Source organism: Vreelandella halophila, from assembly GCF_009856365.1.
GTDB lineage: Bacteria > Pseudomonadota > Gammaproteobacteria > Pseudomonadales > Oleiphilaceae > Halospina > Halospina utahensis_B.
The window spans coordinates 85,603-107,259 of the sequence record NZ_WMEX01000006.1; the positions used below are offsets into that span (position 1 = coordinate 85,603).

The following is a 21,657-nucleotide window of genomic DNA, read 5'->3' on the forward strand; positions in this document are numbered from 1 at the left end:
GGGCCAGTCGGCGGGATCGCTTCTAACGCCTTCGCGGTTCGCGAAAATATAGGGCGGTGTTACCAATTGTCAATCTGTCTGTTACCTGCGGGCCGCTGGAGGTCCTCTTGCCGGTTTGTAATCACCGGGGGCAGTCTCTATAATTCCAAGCCCGTAGACGGGAGCCCGCCAGAGACGGCGGTTCTAACCCGCCCGCTGATCAGAACGATGATCCACCAACACACTGTGCCCGGCTGTCGGGGCCGACCGACACCGCCCGGCGCACCAGACAGGGGTCAGGAGCCGTGACGACCAAACGACCGGTTAACCTAGAAATCAGCACCATCCATTTTCCCATTCCCGCCATTGCCTCAATCCTGCATCGAATTAGCGGTATTGTGGCATTCGTCGGGATCGCATTCCTTCTCTATGGCCTCGACCAGTCATTGGCCGGTGAGGCCGGGTTCGCGGCCGTGGCGGAGCTCATGACGCACCCGCTGAGCAAGCTGGTGGTCTGGGGCACGCTATCGGCGCTTGCCTACCATCTGGTGGCGGGTATCCGTCACCTGGTCATGGATATGGGCGTTGGGGAGACGCTTGAGGGCGGTCGACTCAGCACCAAGATCACCTTTGTGGTCTCTGCCGTACTGATTGTTCTGCTGGGAGTCTGGATATGGTAAAGAGTGTCACCAACCTCGGGCGCACCGGTGCCTATGACTGGCTGATGCAGCGCGTATCAGCCGTGGTGCTGGCGCTGTATACCCTGTTTCTGACGGGGTTTGTGCTGGGGTCGTCCGATCTCGATTACGCACAGTGGGCCGGCCTGTTCGACCAGATGTGGATGCGCATCTTCAGCCTGCTGGCGCTGATCTCGCTGGGTATCCACTCGTGGGTCGGTCTCTGGACGGTCACTACCGATTACATCAAGCCGACAGCGCTGCGGTTTGTCATCCAGGCCGGCTGCGGGCTGATCATGTTTATCTACCTCGTCTGGGGTGTCGAGATTCTCTGGGGGCTCTGAATCATGTCCAATCTTAGAACCATGTCGTTTGATGCACTCGTGATCGGTGGTGGCGGTTCCGGTCTGCGGGCCGCGCAGCAGCTGACTCAGTCCGGCATCAACACAGCATGCATCTCGAAAGTCTTTCCGACCCGGTCGCATACCGTCTCCGCCCAGGGTGGCATTACCTGTGCCATTGCCAGTGCGGATCCGAACGATGACTGGCGTTGGCACATGTATGACACCGTCAAGGGCTCCGACTACATCGGGGATCAGGAAGCCATCGAGTACATGTGTTCCGTCGGCCCGCGTGCCGTCTATGAACTGGAGCACATGGGGCTGCCGTTCTCCCGTTTCGAGAATGGCCGTATCTACCAGCGGCCCTTCGGCGGTCAGTCCAAGGAATACGGCAAGGGCGGTCAGGCGGCGCGCACCTGCGCGGCAGCGGACCGTACCGGCCACGCACTGCTTCACACCCTCTACCAGGCGAACCTGCAGGGCGGCACCACCTTCCTGAATGAGTGGTATGCCGTCGATCTGGTGAAGAACCAGGATGGGCAGGTGGTGGGTGTCATCGCCATCGAGATGGAGACTGGCGAAGTCGTCTACATCAAGTCCAAGGCCACGGTACTGGCAACCGGCGGTGCTGGCCGCATCTACGCCTCCACCACCAACGCCCTGATCAACACCGGTGACGGCGTGGGCATGGCCCTGCGGGCCGGTATTCCGGTTCAGGATATGGAGATGTGGCAGTTCCACCCCACTGGTATCCATGGTGCGGGCACTCTGGTGACCGAGGGTTGCCGTGGCGAGGGCGGTTATCTGGTGAATTCGGAGGGCGAGCGCTTCATGGAACGCTATGCCCCGAACGCCAAGGATCTGGCCGGTCGCGACGTTGTGGCCCGGTCCATGGTTCTGGAGATTCTGGAAGGTCGTGGTTGTGGCCCCAACAAGGACCATGTCTACCTCAAGCTCGACCACCTTGGCGAGGAGACACTGAATCTGCGCCTTCCGGGTATCCTGGAGCTTTCCCGGACCTTCGCGCATGCGGATCCGGTGAAGGAGCCGATTCCGGTGGTGCCGACCTGCCACTACATGATGGGCGGCCTGCCGACCAACATCGGCGGTCAGGTGATGACCCAGGACGCCAGTGGCAATGACCAGCCCATTGAAGGGCTCTTTGCCTGCGGTGAGGCGGCCTCGGTATCCGTACACGGTGCCAACCGCCTGGGCGGCAACTCCCTGCTGGATCTGGTGGTGTTCGGCCGTGCCGCGGGCCTGCAGATCGAAAAGCAGCTGCGCGAGGGCGGCGACGCCATGGAGGCGAGTGAAAGCGACATCGAGCGCGCCATGGCGCGTCTGGATCGCCTCAACAGTGGTGAGGGCACCGAGCGTGTCTACGATGTCAAGAAGGAACTCCAGGACACCATGCAGCTTTACTTCGGGGTTTTCCGCGATGGCGAACCCATGGAGAAAGGCCTCAGAATTCTGGATGAGATCGGCGAAAAGATCCGCAACACGAAACTCGAGGACACCAGCAACGCCTTCAACACCGCCCGTGTCGAAGCGCTGGAACTGGAAAACCTCTACGAGGTTGCGTACGCAACGGCGGTATCAGCCATTGAGCGGCGTGAAAGCCGTGGCGCCCACGCGCGGAACGACTACACCGAGCGTGACGATGAACAGTGGCTGAAGCACTCCATCTACTTCCCGCTTGAAAAGCGGTTGGGGCAGCGTGAGGTCAACTTTGCGCCGCGCTCGATGGATGCATTCCCGCCGACAGTCCGGAAGTACTAATAAAGAGGTGTTGTGATGCTGGTCAGTCTCTATCGATACAATCCTGAAACGGACAATGTGCCGTACATGCAGGACGTCGAAGTTGAGCTTCCGGAAGGCAAGGATCTGATGGTTCTCGACGTGCTGCACATGATCAAGGAGGATGATGTCAGTGTGGCATTCCGTCGTTCCTGCCGTGAGGGCGTCTGCGGCTCGGACGGGATGAATATCAACGGCATGAACCGGCTGGCGTGCGTCACGCCGGTGTCGGAAGTTGTTAAGAATAACAAGCTGGTACTGCGCCCGCTGCCGGGGCTGCCCGTGGTACGGGACCTGGTGGTGGACATGTCGATCTTCTACCAGCAGTACGAGAGGATCCAGCCGTACCTGATCAATGATAATCCGGAGCCCGCCATCGAGCGTCTCCAGTCCCCCGAGGACCGGGAGAAACTCGACGGGCTCTATGAGTGTATTCTATGCGCCTGCTGCTCAACGGCCTGCCCGTCGTTCTGGTGGAACCCGGACAAGTTCGTTGGCCCTGCTGGGCTGCTGCAGGCGTATCGTTTTCTGGCGGACAGCCGTGATACGGCGACCGCGGAACGTCTCGATAATCTGGATGACCCGTTCAGTGTATTCCGCTGCCGCGGGATCATGAACTGTGTGAGTGTCTGCCCCAAAGGACTGAACCCGACACGTGCAATCGGCCATATCCGTACTATGCTGATGCAGCGCACAACCTGATTATTGCGACACAGTTCACGCCAGAAGACGCTCAGGGCGGCCCGCAGGCCGCCCTTGGTTAATGCGCGTCACGGCAACACCGTGTCGCGCAAGGGCACGCGGCCGGAGCTCAAAAGGCCAGGGCCGCGTTTGCTGACACGAAGTCCAGTCAGAGGCGAGCGAGTGCCATGCATGAAAGCATAATGGAGCAGCTGTGGCGGACGTCCCACCTGCAGGGTGGGAATCTGGCTTACGTTGAGGATCTGTTCGAAACCTACCTCAAGGATCCCAACGGCGTTCCGGAAGAATGGCGGCGTTATTTTGACCAGCTTCCGGGAATACCAGGCGACCACAGACCCGATGTTCCACACCGAGAAATCCGAGACCAGTTCCGATACATTGCCCAGAACCAGCGCCGTTACTCTCCCGCCCGGGGCGCTCCCTCTTCCATCTCCAAGGCCGAAGAAAAGCAGGTCCGCGTTCTCCAGCTGATCAATGCCTATCGTTTCCGTGGCCATCAGAATGCGGACCTGGATCCCCTTGGGCTGCTGAACCGGCCCAAAGTGAAGGATCTCGATTTCCGCTATCACGAGCTGGATGATGACGATCTGGATGTGGAATACCAGACCGGGTCGCTGTTCTTCGGCTCTGAGCGGATGAAGCTGCGGGATATCATCGATGGGCTGGAGCGCACCTACTGCAGTACCGTGGGCGCCGAGTACATGCACATTGTGGATACCACGGTGAAGCGTTGGTTCCAGCATCGTCTGGAGAGCGTGAAGTCGCACCCCAACTATGAGACGAAAACCCGGCTGAACCTGCTGGAGCGGCTCAACGCTTCCGAAGGTCTGGAGAAGTATCTTGGTTCCAAGTACCCGGGGACCAAGCGGTTTGGGCTTGAAGGCGCGGAATCGCTCACACCCTGTGTCAGCGAGCTCATCCAGCGCGCTGGTTCCTACGGGGCGCGCGAGATTGTCATTGGCATGGCCCACCGGGGCCGGCTCAACATCCTGGTCAATACCCTCGGGAAGAACCCCAGGGAGCTGTTTGATGAGTTTGACGGCAAGGTGACCATGGACGAGGGCTCAGGGGACGTGAAATACCACCAGGGCTTCTCCTCCAACGTGATGACCCCCGGTGGCGAGGTCCACCTGGCGTTGGCCTTCAACCCGTCGCACCTGGAGATCGTGACCCCGGTAGTGAGCGGCTCAGTCCGTGCACGCCAGGCACGCCGCGAGGATGAGACGGGGCAGCAGGTGCTGCCGATCGCGATCCATGGTGATGCGGCCTTTGCCGGCCAGGGCGTGGTCATGGAGAGCCTCCAGATGTCCCTGACACGGGGCTTCGGCATTGGCGGCACCGTTCACATCGTGGTCAATAACCAGATCGGGTTCACCACCAGCCATCGCCTGGACGCGCGCTCAACCGAGTACTGCACCGATGTGGCGAAGATGGTCCAGGCGCCGATCCTGCATGTGAATGGCGATGATCCCGAGGCGGTGCTCTATGTGACCCAGCTCGCCATGGATTACCGCAACGAGTTCGGCCAGGACGTGGTCATTGACCTGGTGTGCTACCGCCGGCGCGGCCATAACGAGGCGGATGAGCCTTCCGCCACGCAGCCGCGGATGTACGAGAAGATCCGGAATCACCCCACGACCCGTGACCTGTATGTGAAGCAGCTCGTCAATGACGGGACCATCCAGGAGCAGGACGCCAAGAAGCTGTTCGAGGAGTACCGCGATAAGCTGGACAACGGCGACCATGTGGTGGACGCCCTGGTCAAGGAACCCAATACCGATCTCTACGTGGACTGGACACCCTACCTGGGTCATGAATGGACGGCGCGGTGCAAGACCAGCGTACCCATGAAGACCCTGCAGGCGCTGGGCCGCCGGATCTCGACGGTACCGGAAGGATTCACGGTGCAACGCCAGGTCAAGAAGATCATGGAGGACCGCGGCAAGATGACGCAGGGCGCGTTACCGTTGAACTGGGGTTACGCGGAAACGATGGCGTACGCCACGCTGCTGAACGAGGGGCATCCGATCCGCTTCACCGGCCAGGATTCACGCCGCGGCACCTTCTCGCACCGTCATGCGGTTCTGCACAACCAGAAGGACGGCAGCGAATACGTGCCGCTTGAGCACGTCCGGGATGACCAGCCGCGCTTCGAGATCTACGACTCTCTGCTCTCGGAGGCGGCAGCAGTGGGCTTTGAATACGGTTATGCCACGACCACGCCCACAACGCTGACCATCTGGGAAGCGCAGTTCGGTGACTTCGTCAATGGCGCGCAGGTGGTGGTTGACCAGTTTATCACCAGTGGTGAGCACAAGTGGGGGCGGCTCTGCGGGCTGACCCTGCTTCTTCCCCATGGCTATGAGGGCCAGGGGCCCGAGCATTCTTCCGCGCGGCTTGAGCGGTTCCTGCAGCTTTCAGCGGAGCACAACATCCAGGTCTGCGTTCCGACCACGCCGTCCCAGGTGTTCCACATGCTCCGCCGTCAGGTGAAACGGCCTCTGCGCAAGCCGTTGATCGCGCTGACGCCTAAGAGCCTGCTGCGTCACAAGGAGGCGGTGTCCTCGCTGGACGACCTGTGTGAGGGCACTTTCCGCACAGTCCTGCCTCCGAAGGAAATGCCGGACCCGCGGAAAGTTAACCGTTTGATCATGTGCAGCGGCAAGGTCTATTACGACCTGCTTGAGAAGCAGCGTTCCGACGGGCGGGAAGACACGCTGATCGTGCGGATCGAACAGCTCTATCCGTTCCCGCACGATGATCTGGACGCGGTGCTGGCACCCTATACCGGCATCGAGACCGCGGTCTGGTGCCAGGAGGAGCCCATGAATCAGGGCGCCTGGTATTCCAGTCAGCACCACATGCGGCATGCACTGGATCGCACCAGGAAGAAGCCGAGACTGCAGTACGCGGGGCGCAAGGCGTCGGCAGCGCCAGCCTCTGGTTATCCAAGCGTACACGCCCAGGAACAGAAACAACTCGTTGAAGACGCATTCTCCGTCTGACGGGTACTGACAAGTAAGGAAGAGCAATGACAACAGATATCCAAGCTCCGGTTTTTCCCGAATCAGTTGCGGAAGGCACGATCGCTACCTGGCACAAGAAACCCGGCGAACAGTGCGAGCGGGATGAGCTGATCGTCGATATCGAGACCGACAAGGTGGTGCTCGAGGTCGTGGCTCCCGGCGACGGTGTCATCAAGGAGATCGTCAAGGACGAGGGCGATACCGTTGAGAGTGGCGAAGTGATCGGGAAGTTCGCGGAAGGCGAGTCCGGTTCCGCCGGCAGCGGTGACGCGAAGGAGGAGTCTGAGGGCGGCGCCAGCGACGAATCCGCCGCCAGGGAAGAGCCAGCCCCCGAACAACCGGCCGCGGCCGATGACAAGGGCGAGGACAGTGGCGAGGAGCCGTTGGTCAGCCCGGCCGCGAAGAAGATGGCGGAAGAAAAGGGCGTTGATCTGTCGAAGGTCGAGGCCACCGGTAAGGGCGGCCGCGTGCTGAAGGAAGACGTTCAGCGCGCTGCGGATCAGAAAGGCAGTGAACCGGCGCCCGCCGCGAAAAGCAGTGGCGGCGCAGGCCAGTCGGCCGCCCCCGAGGCACCGGCCGGCAGCATGCCGCAGGGTGAACGCCCCGAGAAGCGCGTGCCCATGACCCGCATGCGCGCCAGCATCGCCAAGCGACTGGTGGATGTGCAGCAGACCACGGCCATGCTCACCACGTTCAACGAGGTGAACATGCAGCCGATCATGGACATCCGTCAGCAGTACAAGGAGTCCTTTGAGAAGCGCCATGGCGTTAAGCTCGGTTTCATGGGCTTTTTCGTGAAGGCGGCGACTGAAGCCCTCAAACGTTTCCCCGCGGTCAACGCCTCCATCGACGGCAATGAAATGGTCTATCACGGCTACCAGGATGTGGGTATCGCCGTTTCCACAGACCGGGGCCTGGTGGTGCCGGTGCTGCGTGACGCGGATGCACTCTCGGTCGCCGACGTGGAGCAGGGCATCAACACATTCGGCCAGAAGGCGCGGGACGGCAAGCTCACCATCGAGGAGATGACCGGTGGTACCTTCTCGATCACCAATGGCGGTATTTTCGGGTCGCTGATTTCGACGCCGATCCTGAACCCGCCACAGACGGCGATCCTTGGCATGCACAAGATTCAGGAGCGCCCTATGGCCGTCAACGGCGAGGTTAAGGTGCTGCCGATGATGTATCTGGCACTGTCCTACGACCATCGTATGATTGACGGTAAGGAAGCTGTGCAGTTTCTTGTGACAATCAAGGAGCTGCTTGAGGATCCGGCGCGGATTCTTCTGGACGTCTGACAACGAATCACTGGAAAGCAGGAAATACTATGTCCCAAGACTATGACGTCATCGTTATCGGCTCCGGCCCCGGCGGCTATGTGGCAGCGATCCGCGCCGGGCAGCAGGGAATGAACGTCGCCTGTGTCGAAGGCTGGAAGGACGACAAGGGCGACCAGGTGCTGGGCGGCACCTGCCTGAACGTGGGCTGTATCCCGTCCAAGTCGCTGCTTGAAACCTCCCATAAGTACGAGGAGGCGAAACACGGCTTCGAGAAGCAGGGCCTGAAGATCAAGGAGCTCGATGTCGATATCGAGCAGATGATGAAGAACAAGAACGAGATCGTCGGTAATCTCACCGGCGGTATCGCGGGGCTGTTCAAGTCCAACGGGGTTACCTCCATTCATGGCTGGGGCCGCGTGCTCAACAGCAAACAGGTGGAAGTAACCGACCTCAAGGGCAACAAGAGCACCTATGGGGCCAAGAACATCATCATCGCCACCGGTTCGCGCCCGATCGAGATTCCGCCGGCGCCGATGAAGGAAGGCAAGATCGTCGACAGCGAAGGCGCGCTGGAGTTTGATGAGGTGCCCAAGCGTGTCGGCGTAATTGGTGCCGGCGTCATCGGCCTCGAACTCGGCAGCGTCTGGAACCGTCTCGGGTCCGAAGTCACCATGCTGGAAGCTCAGGATACCTTCCTGGCCGGCGTGGATCAGGCCATCGCCAAGGATGCCCATAAGAGCTTCAAGAAGCAGGGCCTGGACATCCGCCTCAAGTGCCGCGTGACCAAGACCGAGGTGAAGCGCAACCTGGTCTACGTCACCTATGAGGACGGCGATGGTAACGAGCAGCAGATCAAGTGCGACAAGCTCATCGTTGCTGTCGGCCGCACCCCGAACACGGAAAAGCTGTTCTCGTCCGACTCCGGTGTGGATCTGGACGAGCGCGGCTTCGTGGCCGTGGACGACGAGTGCCAGACCAACGTGCCCGGCATCTATGCCATCGGCGACGTGGTGCGCGGGCCGATGCTGGCGCACAAGGCCTCGGAAGAGGGCATGATGGTGGTGGATCGGATCGCCGGCTATGCGACCGAGGTCAATTACGACTGCATTCCCAACGTGGTCTACACCCATCCGGAGCTGGCCTGGGTCGGCAAGACCGAGGAAGAGCTCAAGTCCGAGGGTGAGCCCTACAAGGTCGGCGCCTTCCCCTTTGCGGCGAACGGCCGGGCCATGGCTGCCAACGCAACCGAGGGCCAGGTGCGGATCATCGCCCACGAAGAGACCGACCGGATACTGGGTATGCACGTTGTCGGACCCCAGGCCTCCGAGATCATTGCCCAGGGCGTGATCGCGATGGAGTTCGGCTCCAGTGCCGAGGACCTGGCCCTGACCTGCTTTGCGCATCCGACGCTGTCCGAATCCGTCCATGAGGCGGCACTGGGTGTGGACGGCATGGCGATTCACAAGGCAAATCGGCGCCGGAAGAAATGACCGGCGCAATCTCCAACACAACAGGTTGTGATCTATGAATCTGCACGAATATCAGAGCAAACAGCTCTTTGGGGAGTACGGCCTGCCCGTCTCCGAGGGCGTGGCCTGTTCCAACGCTGATGAAGCGGTGGCAGCTGCCGACAAGATCGGCGGTGACGGCTGGGTGGTCAAGGCCCAGGTGCACGCGGGTGGCCGCGGCAAAGCCGGCGGGGTGAAGCTGGCCAAGTCAAAGGACGAGATCCGTGCCTTTGCCGACCAGTGGCTGGGTGAACGCCTGGTGACCTTCCAGACGGATGAGAAGGGCCAGCCGGTCAACCGGATCCTGGTCGAGTCCCTGACCGACATCAACCAGGAACTCTATCTGGGCGCGGTCGTGGATCGCGGCTCTCGCCGGATCGTCTTCATGGCCTCCACCGAGGGTGGTGTCGAGATCGAGAAGGTCGCCGAGGAAACCCCGGAAAAGATCCTCAAGGCAACGGTTGACCCGCTGGTGGGCGCGCAGCCCTATCAGGCGCGTGAGCTGGCTTTCGGACTGGGCCTTCAGGGTGACCAGATCAAGCAGTTCACGAAGATCTTCCTGGGGCTGGCTAAGCTGTTTGAGGACAAGGATCTGGCGCTGATCGAGATCAACCCGCTGGTGATCACCGATCAGGGCAACCTGCACTGCCTGGACGCCAAGGTGGGCGCGGACGACAACGCCATGTACCGCCAGAAGCAGCTTGCCGAGATGCGCGACCTCTCCCAGGAGGACGAGCGCGAAGCGCATGCGGCCGAGTGGGACCTCAACTATGTGGCGCTCGATGGCAACATCGGCTGCATGGTTAACGGCGCCGGTCTCGCCATGGGCACCATGGACATCATCAAGCACCATGGTGGCCAGCCGGCCAACTTCCTGGACGTCGGCGGTGGCGCGACCAAGGAGCGCGTGGCCGAGGCGTTCAAGATCATCCTTTCCGATGACACCGTGAAGGCCGTTCTGGTCAATATCTTCGGTGGTATCGTGCGGTGCGACATGATCGCCGAGGGCATCATGGGTGCGGTTGAAGAGGTGGGCGTTACGGTTCCCGTGGTGGTCCGCCTTGAGGGCAACAACGCCGAGAACGGACGCCAGAAGCTGGCGGACAGCGGCCTCAACATCATCGCGGCAAGCAGTCTGACCCAAGCCGCCGAAAAAGTCGTTGCCGCAGCCGGAGGTGAAGCATGAGTGTACTGGTGAACAAGGAAACAAAGGTGATCTGCCAGGGCTTCACCGGGGCCCAGGGGACCTTTCACAGCGAGCAGGCGCTGGAGTACGGTACCAATCTGGTCGGCGGCGTGAGCCCGGGCAAGGGCGGCACCGAGCATCTGGGGCTGCCCGTTTTCAATACGGTGCGCGAAGCGGTTCAGAAGACCGGCGCGACCGCGACCGTGATCTACGTGCCCGCCCCCTTCTGTAAGGATGCGGTGGTCGAGGCAGCGGATGCCGGCATTGAGCTGGTGGTCTGCATCACTGAGGGCATCCCGACGCTGGATATGCTCTACGTGAAGGAATACGTGGATCGCAAGGGTGTGCGCATGATCGGCCCGAACTGCCCCGGCGTCATCACGCCTGAGCAGTCGAAGATCGGCATCATGCCCGGCTACATCCACAAGCCCGGCAAGGTTGGCATCATCTCGCGCTCCGGTACGCTGACCTACGAAGCGGTCAAGCAGACCACTGACTACGGCTTTGGCCAGTCCACCTGTGTGGGCATCGGCGGCGACCCGATTCCCGGTTCCAACTTCATCGACATGCTCGAGCTGTTTGAGAAGGATCCGGAGACCGAGGCCATCGTCATGATCGGTGAGATCGGTGGTACCGCTGAGGAAGAGGCGGCTGCCTACATCAAGGAGAACGTGAGCAAGCCGGTGGTTTCCTACATCGCGGGCGTGACCGCGCCTCCCGGTAAGCGGATGGGCCACGCCGGTGCCATCATTGCCGGTGGCAAGGGCACGGCGGACGAGAAGTTCAGCGCCCTGCACGATGCGGGCGTGCATACTGTGCGCAGCCTGGCCGACATCGGCAAGGCCATCAAGGAGGCGACGGGCTGGTAAGACTGCCGGCCTGTACGCGCCATAAAGCCGACCTGCGGGTCGGCTTTTTTCGTTGATTAACCCATGAACGTTTCGTGCGTATAATCATGCCAGACCCTGAACCAATGAGGAGACCGGATTGACTTCCGTTGAACCCCAGCAACGCATCCTTTCAGGGATGCGGCCCACAGGCCGGCTTCATCTGGGCCATTATCACGGTGTACTGGCCAACTGGGCCCAGCTCCAGCACGAGTATGAGTGTTTCTTCTTCGTCGCGGACTGGCATGCGCTGACCACCATGTACGAGGACCCGTTCACCATTGAGGAGAGCATCTGGGACATGGTGATCGATTGGCTGGCGGCGGGCGTCAATCCGGGGTCCTCGACCCTGTTCATCCAGTCCCATGTGCCGGAGCATGCGGAGCTGCACCTGCTGCTGTCGATGATCACGCCCCTGGGCTGGCTGGAGCGGGTGCCGTCCTTCAAGGACCAGCAGGAGAAGCTCAAGGAAAAGGATCTGGCGACCTATGGGTTCCTCGGGTATCCATTGCTCCAGAGCGCGGATATCCTGATGTACCGGGCGGGGCAGGTGCCCGTGGGCGCGGACCAGGTTTCCCACGTGGAGATCACGCGGGAAGTGGCGCGGCGGTTCAACCACCTGTATGGCCGTGATCCGGGCTTTGAGGAACAGGCCGAGGCGGCGATTGCCAAGATGGGCAAGAAGAACGCCAAACTCTACCGCAGCCTGCGCCGTCGCTTCCTGGAGCAGGGCGATGAGGAGGCGCTGGAAACGGCCCGGGCGCTGCTCAAGGAGCAGCAGAATATCTCGATCGGGGATCGCGAGCGGCTCTACGGCTACATCGAGGGTGGCGGCAAGGTGATCCTGCCGGAACCCCAGGAGTTGCTGACCCCTGAGGCTCGGCTGCCGGGAACGGACGGGCAGAAGATGTCCAAGTCCTACGGCAACACCATCTTCATGCGTGAGGAGCCGGATTCGGTCAGCCAGAAGATCCGGACCATGCAGACAGACCCGGCACGGGTGCGGCGCAGCGATCCGGGGGACCCGGAAAAGTGCCCGGTTTGGGACCTGCACAAGATCTATTCCGACGACAGTACCCGAGAATGGGTCTGGAACGGCTGTCGCAACGCGGGCATCGGCTGTATCGATTGCAAGAAACCGCTCGAGGAGAAGGTGATCGAGGAGCAGAAGGACTTCCGGGAACGCGGCCGCGAATACGAGAATAACCCGGACCTGGTGCGCTCAATCCTGGACGAAGGCCGTGAGCGGGCTCGCGATGCCGCACGGGATACCCTGCAGGAAGTGCGGCGCGTTATGGGGCTGGAATACCGTCGATGACCACGGAAGCGGAAACCGGCACCGAGGGCGAGCAGGTCTCGCCCGATCGGGAGGCGCTGGCAAGGGTGGCCGGCGAACCGGTCCATGATCTGCCCCAGGACCTCTACATCCCGCCGGATGCATTGGAGGTCTTCCTGGATGCCTTTGAGGGTCCTCTGGACCTTCTGCTGTATCTGATCCGGCGGCAGAATATGGACATTCTGGACGTGGATGTCAGCGCGATCACCGATCAGTACATCGATTACATCGCGCTCATGGAGGCGATGCGGTTTGAGCTGGCGGCGGAGTACCTGGTGATGGCGGCCACCCTGGCCGAGATCAAATCCCGCATGCTGCTGCCACGTCAGACCGAGGAAGAGGAAGAGGAGCACGACCCGAGAGCCGAGCTCATCCGTCGTCTTCAGGAGTACGAGCGCTACAAGATGGCGGCTGAAGACATTGACGCGCTGCCGCGGCGGGACCGGGACTTCCATCTGGCGGGAGCGAAACCCCCGGAAATGCCCGAACGCCAGGTCCATCCGGATGTAAGCCTGCGGGAGATGCTGCTGGCGCTGAGGGGGGTGCTGGAGCGCGCGGATCTGTACGAGCACCATCAGGTCGAGCGCGAGCAGCTATCCACCCGGGAACGGATGGCCAGTATTCTGGATCAGCTGTCCGGCGACAGCTTTGTGCGTTTTGAGACGCTGTTTTCACCGGAAGAGGGCCGCCTTGGTGTGGTCGTGAGCTTTATTGCCACCCTGGAGCTGATTCGTGAGCAGCTGGTGGAGGTGGTGCAGTCGGAGCCGCTGGCGCCGTTGCATATCCGTGCGAGAGGGAGTGCCTGATGGACGAGGAGAGCATCGACCAGGTTCAGCGCATTGTCGAAGGCGCCCTTATGGCGGCCGGGAAGCCGCTCAGTGTGGATCAGCTGCAGGCTCTGTTCGACGAACATGAGCAACCCACACGCACGGTTCTGGAACACGTGCTTTCACTGATTGAGCACGCCTGTGAGGGGCGGGGGTTTGAGCTCAGGAAAGTGGCCTCCGGGTGGCGCTTCCAGGTGCGGGAATCGCTTTCGCCCTGGGTGAGCCGTCTCTGGGAGGAGAAACCCCAGCGCTATTCGCGCGCCCTGCTGGAGACGCTGGCACTGATCGCCTATCGCCAGCCCGTCACCCGGGGCGAGATCGAGGAGGTGCGCGGGGTCACGGTGAATACCAACATCGTCCGGACCCTGCTGGACCGTGAATGGATCCGGGTGGTGGGCCAGCGTGATGTGCCGGGCCGCCCCTCGATGTACGCGACGACGAAACAGTTCCTGGACTACTTCAACCTGCAGTCACTGGACGAACTGCCCAGCCTTGCGGAGGTCCGTGATCTCGAGACCATCAGCCGCGAGGTGGAAGACCGGCTTCAGGAAGAGCTGGCACTGGACGAATCCAACGGCAATTCCCAAGAGGATGCGGAGACGAATGAATGAGTGATTCCGGTCACACCCCCAACGAGACCGGCGAGCGTCTCCAGAAGCTGCTGGCGCGTGCCGGCCTGGGGTCAAGGCGGGCCATTGAAGGCTGGATCAGCCAGGGGCGCGTGCAGATCAATGACGAGGTGGCCCAGCTGGGCGCCCGGGCTACCGCACAGGATGAGGTGCTTGTGGACGGGCGCAGCGTGGACCTTGGCGCGGCGGCCTCACCCACCAGGCGGGTCATCGTCTACAACAAGCCCGAAGGCGAGGTGACCACCCGGGATGACCCGGAGGGGCGGCCCACGGTCTTCGATCGCCTGCCGCGGCTCACCGGGGAACGCTGGATTGCCGTGGGACGTCTGGACATTTCCACCAGCGGGCTTCTGCTGTTCACAACAGACGGGGAGCTGGCGAACCGTCTGATGCATCCCTCCTGGCAGGTGGACCGTGAGTACGCCGTGCGTATTTTCGGTCAAGTGGACGATGATATGGCCGAACGTCTGGTCAACGGCGTGACGCTTGAGGATGGCGAGGCCCGTTTCACGGATCTCGTGTACTGGGGCGGTACCGGTCACAACCACTGGTACTACGTGGCCATCATGGAAGGGCGTAACCGTGAGGTGCGGCGGCTCTGGGAGTCCCAGGGGGTGCAGGTGTCACGGCTCAAGCGCGTCCGTCATGGTCCGATCTTTCTGCCCAGCCGGCTGAGTGCCGGGCGCTGGGAGGAGCTTGAGCAGGCGGATGTGGATACGCTCAGTGATTCCGTCGGGCTTGATCGGGTGCCCGTCAAATCTCCGACACCCACCGAAAAGCACCGGCTGCGCCGCCTCAAGCGCAAGCGGCCGTCCAGGCCCGATGATCGGAGGTCCGCCAAGCCTGCAGAGAAAGGGCGTGGCGGCACCAAAGGTCGCCAGGGAAAGGGGCGCCGCTCTAGAGGCTGACGGCGTTATCCACGCCCTCAGTGCCCTCGCCGGCAATCCGGACCCTGTCGCGACCGCTGTTCTTGGCGGCGTACAGGGCGCTGTCCGCCGCCCTCAGGAGATCATCCACGCTGTCATCACCGCCCAGCGTGGCAACTCCGATGGATGCGGTGATCGAAAGGGCCCGCTCAGCGTACTGCATGGGCTTTTCCCGAAACGCTCGCCGCAGCCGCTCCGCTACCAGATGGGCGGCTTCCTGGGCCGTATGGGGCAGTACAACGGCGAATTCCTCGCCACCATAACGGAACCCCTGGTCGCAGGAGCGGATCTGGGTTTCGATCCGTTCGCCGACCAGTCCGAGGATCTCATCGCCGGCCGCGTGGCCGAGGGTGTCATTGATCTGCTTGAAGTGGTCCAGGTCCACCAGCAGCAGGCTCAGGGGCTGGTCGTAGCGGCGGGCCTGCTCCACGTGGTTGTCCAGTGTCTCGTCCAGGGCGCGGCGGTTGCCCATGCCGGTGAGGCCGTCGGTCATGGCGGATTCCAGGGCCTCCTGGTAGCGCCATCCGTTGCGCAGGGGCTGGATGAGCACGCCGATGGCCTGCTCAATGAACATCAGTTCGTCATCCCGGAAGCGATCACGACGGTCCAGCCGCAGGGAGCCCAGTTCCTGGCCGCGCAGGGACAGGTTGTAGCAGCAGTGATGGGGGCCGCCTGAGCCCAGCAGATAACCGAAGTCGCCGCCGCTGCGCGAGCGCCGGTAGGCCAGGGCAGCAAAGGGAACCACCTGGTTGAGCTCCTCGGCGAATATATCCAGCATGGCATTGAGGTCCAGTGTCTGATGCAGACGGCTGCACAGCACGGTAAGCCGATTGCTGTTGTCCTGCCATTCATCGATGATCCGCACGTTCTCAGCGGCATCACGGGCCTGCTTCAGGTCAATGGGGCGGGCGTTGCCGGTTACCTTTTTCATGCCTTACTCCGGTTCCAGATCTCTGACAGGTGGTCGTAAGCGAAATCCGTGCCGATATCCCATAAAGCTTTAAAAACAGTAATCTGTAGCTCTTCCGATGAGCGTCAGGTAGTGGCGCTGGCCGTTGTGGCAAAAAAATGACGGCAGGCTGTGGCCGCGTGTCCCATTGTCGGGCTGTTGTGATATGATCCTCACGCTCACACAGGGAAGGGGTAGGTAGCCCACTATGCAATTCCAGGCGCCGGAAAGTCTCTCCGAACAGATTGCCCAGCATATCGGGCGCCAGATCATCACGGGTGCTCTGCGACCTGGTGAACGCATCCAGGAGCTCAAGGTGGCCGGGGAGCTGGACGTCAGCCGCGGATCGGTGCGCGAGGCGCTTCTGATTCTGGAGCGCCGACACCTCATCCGCATCTACCCGCGCAAAGGGGCTGTGGTCTCCGGCATGACACCGGAACTGGTGAACAGCCTCTATGACATCTACCTGAATCTGCTCGAGATGCTGGCCGACCGTTTCATGGCCCGGCGGACGGAAAACGATGAGCAGCCGCTTCTCCAGGCCATCCATCAGCTCTGTCGCCGTCTCAGTGGTGATCCGTCTGAGGTGGGCGAGGTGATTGATGGTGGACTGGAGGTGATGCGCCGGTGCTACCCCGTGGTGGCCAATCCCTATCTGGAGGAAACACTGGAGAACTTCCGGCCCGCGATCAGTCGCACCTATTATCTTGTGCTGGCGAATGATCCGGGGGAAATGCAGGTCTCGAGAACCTATTTCCAGCGCATCGCGGATCGCGTCGAGGCGGATGACCATCAGGGTGTGACCGAGGTGATCCGGGCTTTCGGGGAACACCAGCGTGAAGTGGCTCTCCAGGCGCTGGCCCGGGATGAATCGCTCACCGTCGAACCCGCCAGCTGAGCCGGTCGACCATGCGCCTGAAGTCCATCAAGCTCGCCGGCTTCAAATCCTTTGTTGAGCCCACCACGGTTCCCTTCCCCTCGAACATGACGGCGGTTGTGGGGCCAAACGGCTGCGGTAAGTCCAATATCATCGACGCTGTCCGCTGGGTCATGGGCGAGAGCTCGGCCAAGTACCTCCGTGGCGAGGCCATGAGTGACGTCATCTTCAACGGCTCAACCAGCCGCAAGCCTGTGGGCCAGGCCTCCATCGAGCTGGTGTTCGACAACAGCGATGGCACCGCCCCCGGCGAATACGGCCGCTTCAACGAGATCTCCGTCAAGCGCCGGGTCACGCGCGAAGGCCAGTCCGACTATTTCATGAACGGCGCCAAGTGCCGGCGCAGGGACATTACCGACCTGTTCCTGGGGACCGGCCTGGGGCCGCGCAGCTACGCCATCATCGAGCAGGGCATGATCTCGCGCCTGATCGAGGCCAAGCCCGAGGAACTGCGCCACTACATTGAGGAAGCGGCGGGCATCTCGCGTTACAAGGAGCGCCGGCGCGAGACCGAGAACCGCATGCGCCGGACCCAGGAGAATATCGACCGCCTGACCGACCTGCGGGATGAGCTTGACCGCCAGCTCCAGCACCTCGAGAAGCAGGCTGAAGCCGCCGAGAAATACCGGGCCCTGAAGCAGGAGGAGCGCCAGAAGCAGGCCGAGCTGGCGGTGCTGCGCTGGCGTGATCTGGATTCGTCCCTGCAGGAGCATCGCAGGGCGATCAGCGAGGCTGAAACCGCCCAGGAAAAGGTGGTTACGGAACGCACCTCGCTGGAATCCGAACTGGAATCCCTGCGCCAGGAACACAGTGACCGCAGTGAGCGTTTCAACCAGGCTCAGGGCCGTTACTACGAGGCCGGTGCCGAGATCGCGCGTGTCGAGCAGAACCTGGAGAACCAGAAACGCAATGCCCGCCAGGCAGCTGATGATCTGGAACAGGCCCTGGCCAGCCGCAAGGAAGTAGCCCGGGAACTGGAGCAGGACCAGGAGCGGCTGGATTCGGTGGCCACGGAACTGTTGAACGTTGAGCCGGAACTGGAAACCGCCGAGGCTAAGGCCGAAGAGTACGGTGAACGGCTGGCCGAGGCGGAGAGCCGGATGCAGGACTGGCAGCAGCGCTGGGAGGACTTCAGCCAGCGTTCGGCGGATGACCGCCAGCAGGCGGAAGTGGGCCAGTCCCGGATCAAGGCCAGCGAGGACGCGCTGCTGAAACTCCGTGAGCGCCGCCAGCGGCTGGAGGAAGAGCGCGCAGCCCTGGATCACGACGACCGCTCTGGCGAGGAAGCCACGCTCGAGAACGAACGTGAGGAACAACAGGCGCGGGTTGAAGAGGCCCGGGAGCGGGTGGAAACCCATACCGAGCAGCTGGAGCGGGATCGCGAGGCGATTGAGCAGCTGGAGCCGGAGCTCAACGAGAAGCGCGGCCGCCTGCAGACACTGAACGGGCGTCTGGCCTCCGAGCAGGCGCTTCTGGAAGGGCAGCTGGGCGACAGTGATGAACGGCGCAGGGAGTGGATCAGCCAGCAGGGCTGGGACCAGGCCCGGCGGCTGGCCCAGACACTGGAAGTGAGCGAGGGCTGGGAAAAAGCGGTGGAAGCCGTACTTGGTCCACTGGCGCAGGCGCTGGTTCTGAACCCGGATGATTACGATGACGCTGTGCTCACGCAGGCCCCATCGGGACTGACCATTGTGCACACTTCCAGCACAGGTGCGGATGCAGGGCCGGGGACGCTGTTGGCGGAGGTCGGCCTTGGCGGGAGTGTTGCCGGTTGGCTGGATCGCGTCTGGTGCGCAAACGATCTCAATGATGCGCTTGCCCGTCGCGGCGCCCTGGCGGATGGTGAATCCCTGGTCACCCCGGGCGGGATCTGGATGGGCCCTGAATGGCTGCGCCTCCCGGATGACGGTGACGATGACACCGGTATCATCGAGCGCCAGAAGCGGGTTGAGGCGCTCGAAGAGGAATCCGCCTCACTGCAGGAAGCGGTGACCGAGGGGGAAGAACAGCTGCAGCAGTTGCGGGCCTCGCGTGATGAGACCGAGGCGGCGCTGGAGGAGGCCCGTGCGGCGCTGAGCGATGCGCGCGAATCCCTGTCCGCCACGGAATCCCGGCTCGAGGCCTTCCGCGCCCGCATGGAGCAGGTGCGTGAGCGGGCACGGCGGATCAGCGAGGATCTGGCGGATCTGGATGCCCAGGAAGCGGATGAGAACGAGCGGCTGGAAGAGGCTCGCGCCAGCTGGCAGGAAGCCATGGACCGCATGAACGAGAATGCGGACTGGAAGGAGTCGCTTCTCAGCGAACGTGATGACCTGCGCGCGAAGCTTGATGACGAGCGCCAGCAGGCCCGTCATGCCCGGGATCACCATCACCAGCTCCAGCTGCAGGTGCAGGACCTTAAGAACCGTAAGGAAGCCCTGGAGCAGACCCTGGAACGGATGAAGAGCCAGCAGGGGCGGCTGGACGAACGTATTGAGGTTCAGCGCGAGACCCGGGAGAACGCCGAGGCCCCGATCCAGGACCTGGAGATGGAACTGGAAGGGCTTCTGGAGCGTCGCGTGCAGGAGGAAGAGAAGCTCAATGAGGCGCGTGAGGCCCTGGATGCCATCGATGAGCAGGTCCGGGACCGGGAGCAGCGCCGCGGCCAGGTGGAGCAGGACGTCCAGCAGGCGCGGGAGAAGCTCGAGAAGCTGCGCATGGATACTCAGGCTATTGAACTGCAGGCCCGCCAGTACCTGGAGCAGCTTGAGGAACTGGAGGTCAGCCGGGAGACCGTGCAGGAAGGGCTTCCCGAGGACGCCACCGCCGAGGCATGGCAGCAGGAGCTCACCCGCATCGGCAACCGCATCCAGCGCCTGGGCGCCATCAACCTGGCCGCCATCGACGAATACCGGGTGGCGAGCGAGCGCAAGACCTACCTGGACGAGCAGGATCAGGATCTGCAGGAGGCTCTGGAATCACTGGAGTCCGCCATCCGACGGATCGACCGCGAGACCCGCGCCCGCTTCCGTGAGACCTTTGACGCCATCAACCAGGGGCTGCAGAACCTGTTCCCGCGGGTCTTCGGTGGCGGCAGCGCGCACCTGGAGATGACCGGGGATGATCTTCTGGAAACCGGTGTGGCGATCATGGCGCGGCCCCCGGGCAAGAAGAACACCACCATCCATCTGCTTTCCGGCGGCGAGAAGGCACTGACCGCGATCGCGTTGGTGTTCTCCATCTTCCAGCTCAACCCGGCTCCCTTCTGCATGCTCGACGAGGTGGATGCGCCGTTGGACGATGCCAACGTCGGCCGCTACGCGAAGATGGTGAAGGAGATGAGCGAGCACGTTCAGTTCATCTACATCACCCACAACAAGATCTCCATGGAGCTCTCCAATCAGCTCATGGGTGTGACCATGCATGAACCCGGGGTTTCCCGGCTGGTCTCCGTGGATGTTGAGGAAGCGGCGGTCCTGGCTGACAGCTGATGAACAAGCCGCAATGCCCCGGCATTGTCTTGACCGGGGTCATTGCCTAAAGTGGCAGTCAAAACGGGCGCACCGGGATGCGCCGGGGGCACAACCCTTGAGGACAGATAGAGGATCATGAGTCTCAGAGAATGGCTGATCATCATTGGGGCGCTGCTGATCATCGGCGTGGTCGTTGACGGACTGCGGCGCATGCGCCGTGCCCGCCAGGACTCGCTGGAAATCCAGCGCGGCATGGGCGGAGACGGTATCGGGCAGACCCCGATTGACGATGGGTACAACCCGGAACTCCCCACCGGGGGCGCAAGGCCCGTCAGAAGCGCTGAGCCGAAAGCCGCAGAGCCCGACCCGGAGCCGGAACCGGCCCCCGAGCCTGAGCCCGAACCCGAACCGGAGCCCGCATGGGAGTCCGAACCCGCAGCGCACCAGGAGCCGGAGCAGCCCTCGGGCCCGGAGCGGGAAGATGAGCCCCTGGCCGCCGTGGATGACGACGGCATTGTAGGCCCGGCCCGGGTCCGGGGTGAATCCGCCATCCGTGAACGCGCGGCGGAGGCGACCGATGTTGCCGGTGAAGCCGCCAGCCGCATCAGTGCCGGGGCCCGGGAGATCTGGAGCCGCATCCGTGATGGGGTGGCCCCGGAGGAGACGGAAAGCGGGGAAACGGATCCCGGCCACGCGACCTCGCAGCAGGAAGCGCCGGGGCCCGGCGAAACCTCCGGGGAACCGCCTGTTGCCGGAGCCAATCGGCCGGAAGCCGAAGAGGTGATCGTGGTCCATGCCCACTGCCGCGATGACGGGCAGTACAGTGGCGCGACGATCAAGCGTATCCTGGAAGCCTGCGGCATGGAGTACGGGGATCTCGGCATCTATCACCGGCACGAGGAATCGGATACCCGCACACCGGTCCAGTTCAGCGTCGCCAGCGCGGTATCGCCCGGCACCCTGGCACCGGAGGAGATCGAGACCCTCGAAACCCCCGGGCTCAGCTTCTTCATGAGCCTGCCCGGCCCCAGCCAGCCGGTACAGGCGTTTGATTTCATGCTGGAGACCGCCAACACAGTCGTGCGTAACCTGGGTGGTGAGCTGCGTGATGAGCACCGCAGTGTCATGACCAGCCAGACGATTGAACACTGCCGCCAGCGCATTCGCGAGTTCGAACGCAAGCGCCGTTCCCCGGCCAGAGCCTGAGAGGATTGCCGC

General features: G+C 62.4%; 17 protein-coding genes. 16 read left to right on the plus strand and 1 reads right to left on the minus strand.

Features of this window, described 5'->3' with window-relative positions; all coding sequences use genetic code 11:
• Positions 1-284: 284 nt before the first annotated feature.
• The 13 genes from sdhC (at position 285) to rluB (ending at position 15,083) form a co-directional block, all read left to right on the plus strand.
• A complete protein-coding gene (gene sdhC, locus GLW01_RS11635; RefSeq protein ID WP_160899159.1) occupies positions 285-659 on the plus strand; it encodes a succinate dehydrogenase, cytochrome b556 subunit in 375 nt (124 codons plus the stop codon).
• Positions 653-1,000: a succinate dehydrogenase, hydrophobic membrane anchor protein gene (gene sdhD / locus GLW01_RS11640; RefSeq protein WP_160899160.1), complete on the plus strand. Its 348-nt coding sequence runs from the start codon at positions 653-655 to the stop codon at positions 998-1,000. Before sdhC ends, sdhD begins: the two co-directional genes overlap by 7 nt.
• Positions 1,001-1,003: 3 nt before the next feature.
• The gene (gene sdhA, locus GLW01_RS11645) at positions 1,004-2,776 is read left to right on the plus strand and encodes a succinate dehydrogenase flavoprotein subunit (protein ID WP_095616667.1); all 1,773 of its coding nucleotides are present in this window, start codon (positions 1,004-1,006) and stop codon (positions 2,774-2,776) included.
• A 15-nt stretch (positions 2,777-2,791) separates the two neighbouring features.
• Positions 2,792-3,496: a succinate dehydrogenase iron-sulfur subunit gene (locus tag GLW01_RS11650; RefSeq protein ID WP_095616668.1), complete on the plus strand. Its 705-nt coding sequence runs from the start codon at positions 2,792-2,794 to the stop codon at positions 3,494-3,496.
• 167 nt (positions 3,497-3,663) lie between these two features.
• Positions 3,664-6,501 carry a 2-oxoglutarate dehydrogenase E1 component gene (locus tag GLW01_RS11655; RefSeq protein ID WP_160899161.1) on the plus strand — a complete coding sequence of 946 codons (2,838 nt, stop codon included), beginning with the start codon at positions 3,664-3,666 and terminating at the stop codon, positions 6,499-6,501.
• A 26-nt stretch (positions 6,502-6,527) separates the two neighbouring features.
• Complete coding sequence (gene odhB, locus GLW01_RS11660; RefSeq protein WP_160899162.1) at positions 6,528-7,820, plus strand: 2-oxoglutarate dehydrogenase complex dihydrolipoyllysine-residue succinyltransferase; 1,293 nt, start codon at positions 6,528-6,530, stop codon at positions 7,818-7,820.
• 29 nt (positions 7,821-7,849) lie between these two features.
• The gene (lpdA, locus tag GLW01_RS11665) at positions 7,850-9,292 is read left to right on the plus strand and encodes a dihydrolipoyl dehydrogenase (RefSeq protein ID WP_160899163.1); all 1,443 of its coding nucleotides are present in this window, start codon (positions 7,850-7,852) and stop codon (positions 9,290-9,292) included.
• Between the two features lie 34 nt (positions 9,293-9,326).
• Positions 9,327-10,496, plus strand: coding sequence for an ADP-forming succinate--CoA ligase subunit beta (gene sucC / locus GLW01_RS11670; RefSeq protein WP_095616672.1), 1,170 nt, complete (start codon positions 9,327-9,329; stop codon positions 10,494-10,496).
• A complete protein-coding gene (sucD, locus tag GLW01_RS11675; RefSeq protein WP_160899164.1) occupies positions 10,493-11,365 on the plus strand; it encodes a succinate--CoA ligase subunit alpha in 873 nt (290 codons plus the stop codon). The genes sucC and sucD overlap by 4 nt, the downstream gene beginning before the upstream one ends.
• A 118-nt stretch (positions 11,366-11,483) precedes the next feature.
• Positions 11,484-12,701 (plus strand): tryptophan--tRNA ligase, encoded by a 1,218-nt coding sequence (locus tag GLW01_RS11680; RefSeq protein ID WP_192497315.1) that lies wholly within the window; start codon positions 11,484-11,486, stop codon positions 12,699-12,701.
• Positions 12,698-13,525, plus strand: a complete 828-nt coding sequence (locus GLW01_RS11685) for a segregation and condensation protein A (RefSeq protein ID WP_151440511.1) — start codon at positions 12,698-12,700, stop codon at positions 13,523-13,525. The genes GLW01_RS11680 and GLW01_RS11685 overlap by 4 nt, the downstream gene beginning before the upstream one ends.
• Entirely contained in the window at positions 13,525-14,157 is a 633-nt protein-coding gene (gene scpB, locus GLW01_RS11690) for an SMC-Scp complex subunit ScpB (protein WP_160899165.1), read from the plus strand. The genes GLW01_RS11685 and scpB overlap by 1 nt, the downstream gene beginning before the upstream one ends.
• Entirely contained in the window at positions 14,154-15,083 is a 930-nt protein-coding gene (gene rluB / locus GLW01_RS11695; RefSeq protein WP_160899166.1) for a 23S rRNA pseudouridine(2605) synthase RluB, read from the plus strand. The genes scpB and rluB overlap by 4 nt, the downstream gene beginning before the upstream one ends.
• Here rluB and GLW01_RS11700 read toward each other — a convergent pair.
• Positions 15,073-16,032, minus strand: coding sequence for a GGDEF domain-containing protein (locus GLW01_RS11700; RefSeq protein WP_160899167.1), 960 nt, complete (start codon positions 16,030-16,032; stop codon positions 15,073-15,075). The two genes, rluB and GLW01_RS11700, sit on opposite strands and share 11 nt — an antisense overlap.
• Before the next feature lie 226 nt (positions 16,033-16,258).
• Between GLW01_RS11700 and GLW01_RS11705 the strand changes: the two genes are divergently transcribed.
• From GLW01_RS11705 to zipA, 3 genes are all read left to right on the plus strand, one after another.
• Complete coding sequence (locus GLW01_RS11705) at positions 16,259-16,948, plus strand: GntR family transcriptional regulator (protein ID WP_151440507.1); 690 nt, start codon at positions 16,259-16,261, stop codon at positions 16,946-16,948.
• Between the two features lie 11 nt (positions 16,949-16,959).
• On the plus strand, positions 16,960-20,457 hold the full coding sequence (smc, locus tag GLW01_RS11710) for a chromosome segregation protein SMC (RefSeq protein ID WP_151440506.1): 3,498 nt from the start codon (positions 16,960-16,962) through the stop codon (positions 20,455-20,457).
• A 117-nt stretch (positions 20,458-20,574) separates the two neighbouring features.
• Positions 20,575-21,645, plus strand: a complete 1,071-nt coding sequence (gene zipA / locus GLW01_RS11715) for a cell division protein ZipA (RefSeq protein WP_160899168.1) — start codon at positions 20,575-20,577, stop codon at positions 21,643-21,645.
• The last annotated feature ends 12 nt before the right edge of the window (positions 21,646-21,657 follow it).

What these genes read in the sequence shown, in the direction of transcription:
- sdhD (WP_160899160.1), top strand. Translation starts at nt 653, where the DNA reads ATGGTAAAGAGTGTCACCAACCTCGGGCGCACCGGTGCCTATGACTGG.
- sdhA (WP_095616667.1), top strand. Translation starts at nt 1,004, where the DNA reads ATGTCCAATCTTAGAACCATGTCGTTTGATGCACTCGTGATCGGTGGT.
- GLW01_RS11650 (WP_095616668.1), top strand. Translation starts at nt 2,792, where the DNA reads ATGCTGGTCAGTCTCTATCGATACAATCCTGAAACGGACAATGTGCCG.
- GLW01_RS11655 (WP_160899161.1), top strand. Translation starts at nt 3,664, where the DNA reads ATGCATGAAAGCATAATGGAGCAGCTGTGGCGGACGTCCCACCTGCAG.
- odhB (WP_160899162.1), top strand. Translation starts at nt 6,528, where the DNA reads ATGACAACAGATATCCAAGCTCCGGTTTTTCCCGAATCAGTTGCGGAA.
- lpdA (WP_160899163.1), top strand. Translation starts at nt 7,850, where the DNA reads ATGTCCCAAGACTATGACGTCATCGTTATCGGCTCCGGCCCCGGCGGC.
- sucC (WP_095616672.1), top strand. Translation starts at nt 9,327, where the DNA reads ATGAATCTGCACGAATATCAGAGCAAACAGCTCTTTGGGGAGTACGGC.
- sucD (WP_160899164.1), top strand. Translation starts at nt 10,493, where the DNA reads ATGAGTGTACTGGTGAACAAGGAAACAAAGGTGATCTGCCAGGGCTTC.
- GLW01_RS11685 (WP_151440511.1), top strand. Translation starts at nt 12,698, where the DNA reads ATGACCACGGAAGCGGAAACCGGCACCGAGGGCGAGCAGGTCTCGCCC.
- scpB (WP_160899165.1), top strand. Translation starts at nt 13,525, where the DNA reads ATGGACGAGGAGAGCATCGACCAGGTTCAGCGCATTGTCGAAGGCGCC.
- rluB (WP_160899166.1), top strand. Translation starts at nt 14,154, where the DNA reads ATGAGTGATTCCGGTCACACCCCCAACGAGACCGGCGAGCGTCTCCAG.
- GLW01_RS11700 (WP_160899167.1), bottom strand. Translation starts at nt 16,032, where the DNA reads ATGAAAAAGGTAACCGGCAACGCCCGCCCCATTGACCTGAAGCAGGCC.
- GLW01_RS11705 (WP_151440507.1), top strand. Translation starts at nt 16,259, where the DNA reads ATGCAATTCCAGGCGCCGGAAAGTCTCTCCGAACAGATTGCCCAGCAT.
- smc (WP_151440506.1), top strand. Translation starts at nt 16,960, where the DNA reads ATGCGCCTGAAGTCCATCAAGCTCGCCGGCTTCAAATCCTTTGTTGAG.
- zipA (WP_160899168.1), top strand. Translation starts at nt 20,575, where the DNA reads ATGAGTCTCAGAGAATGGCTGATCATCATTGGGGCGCTGCTGATCATC.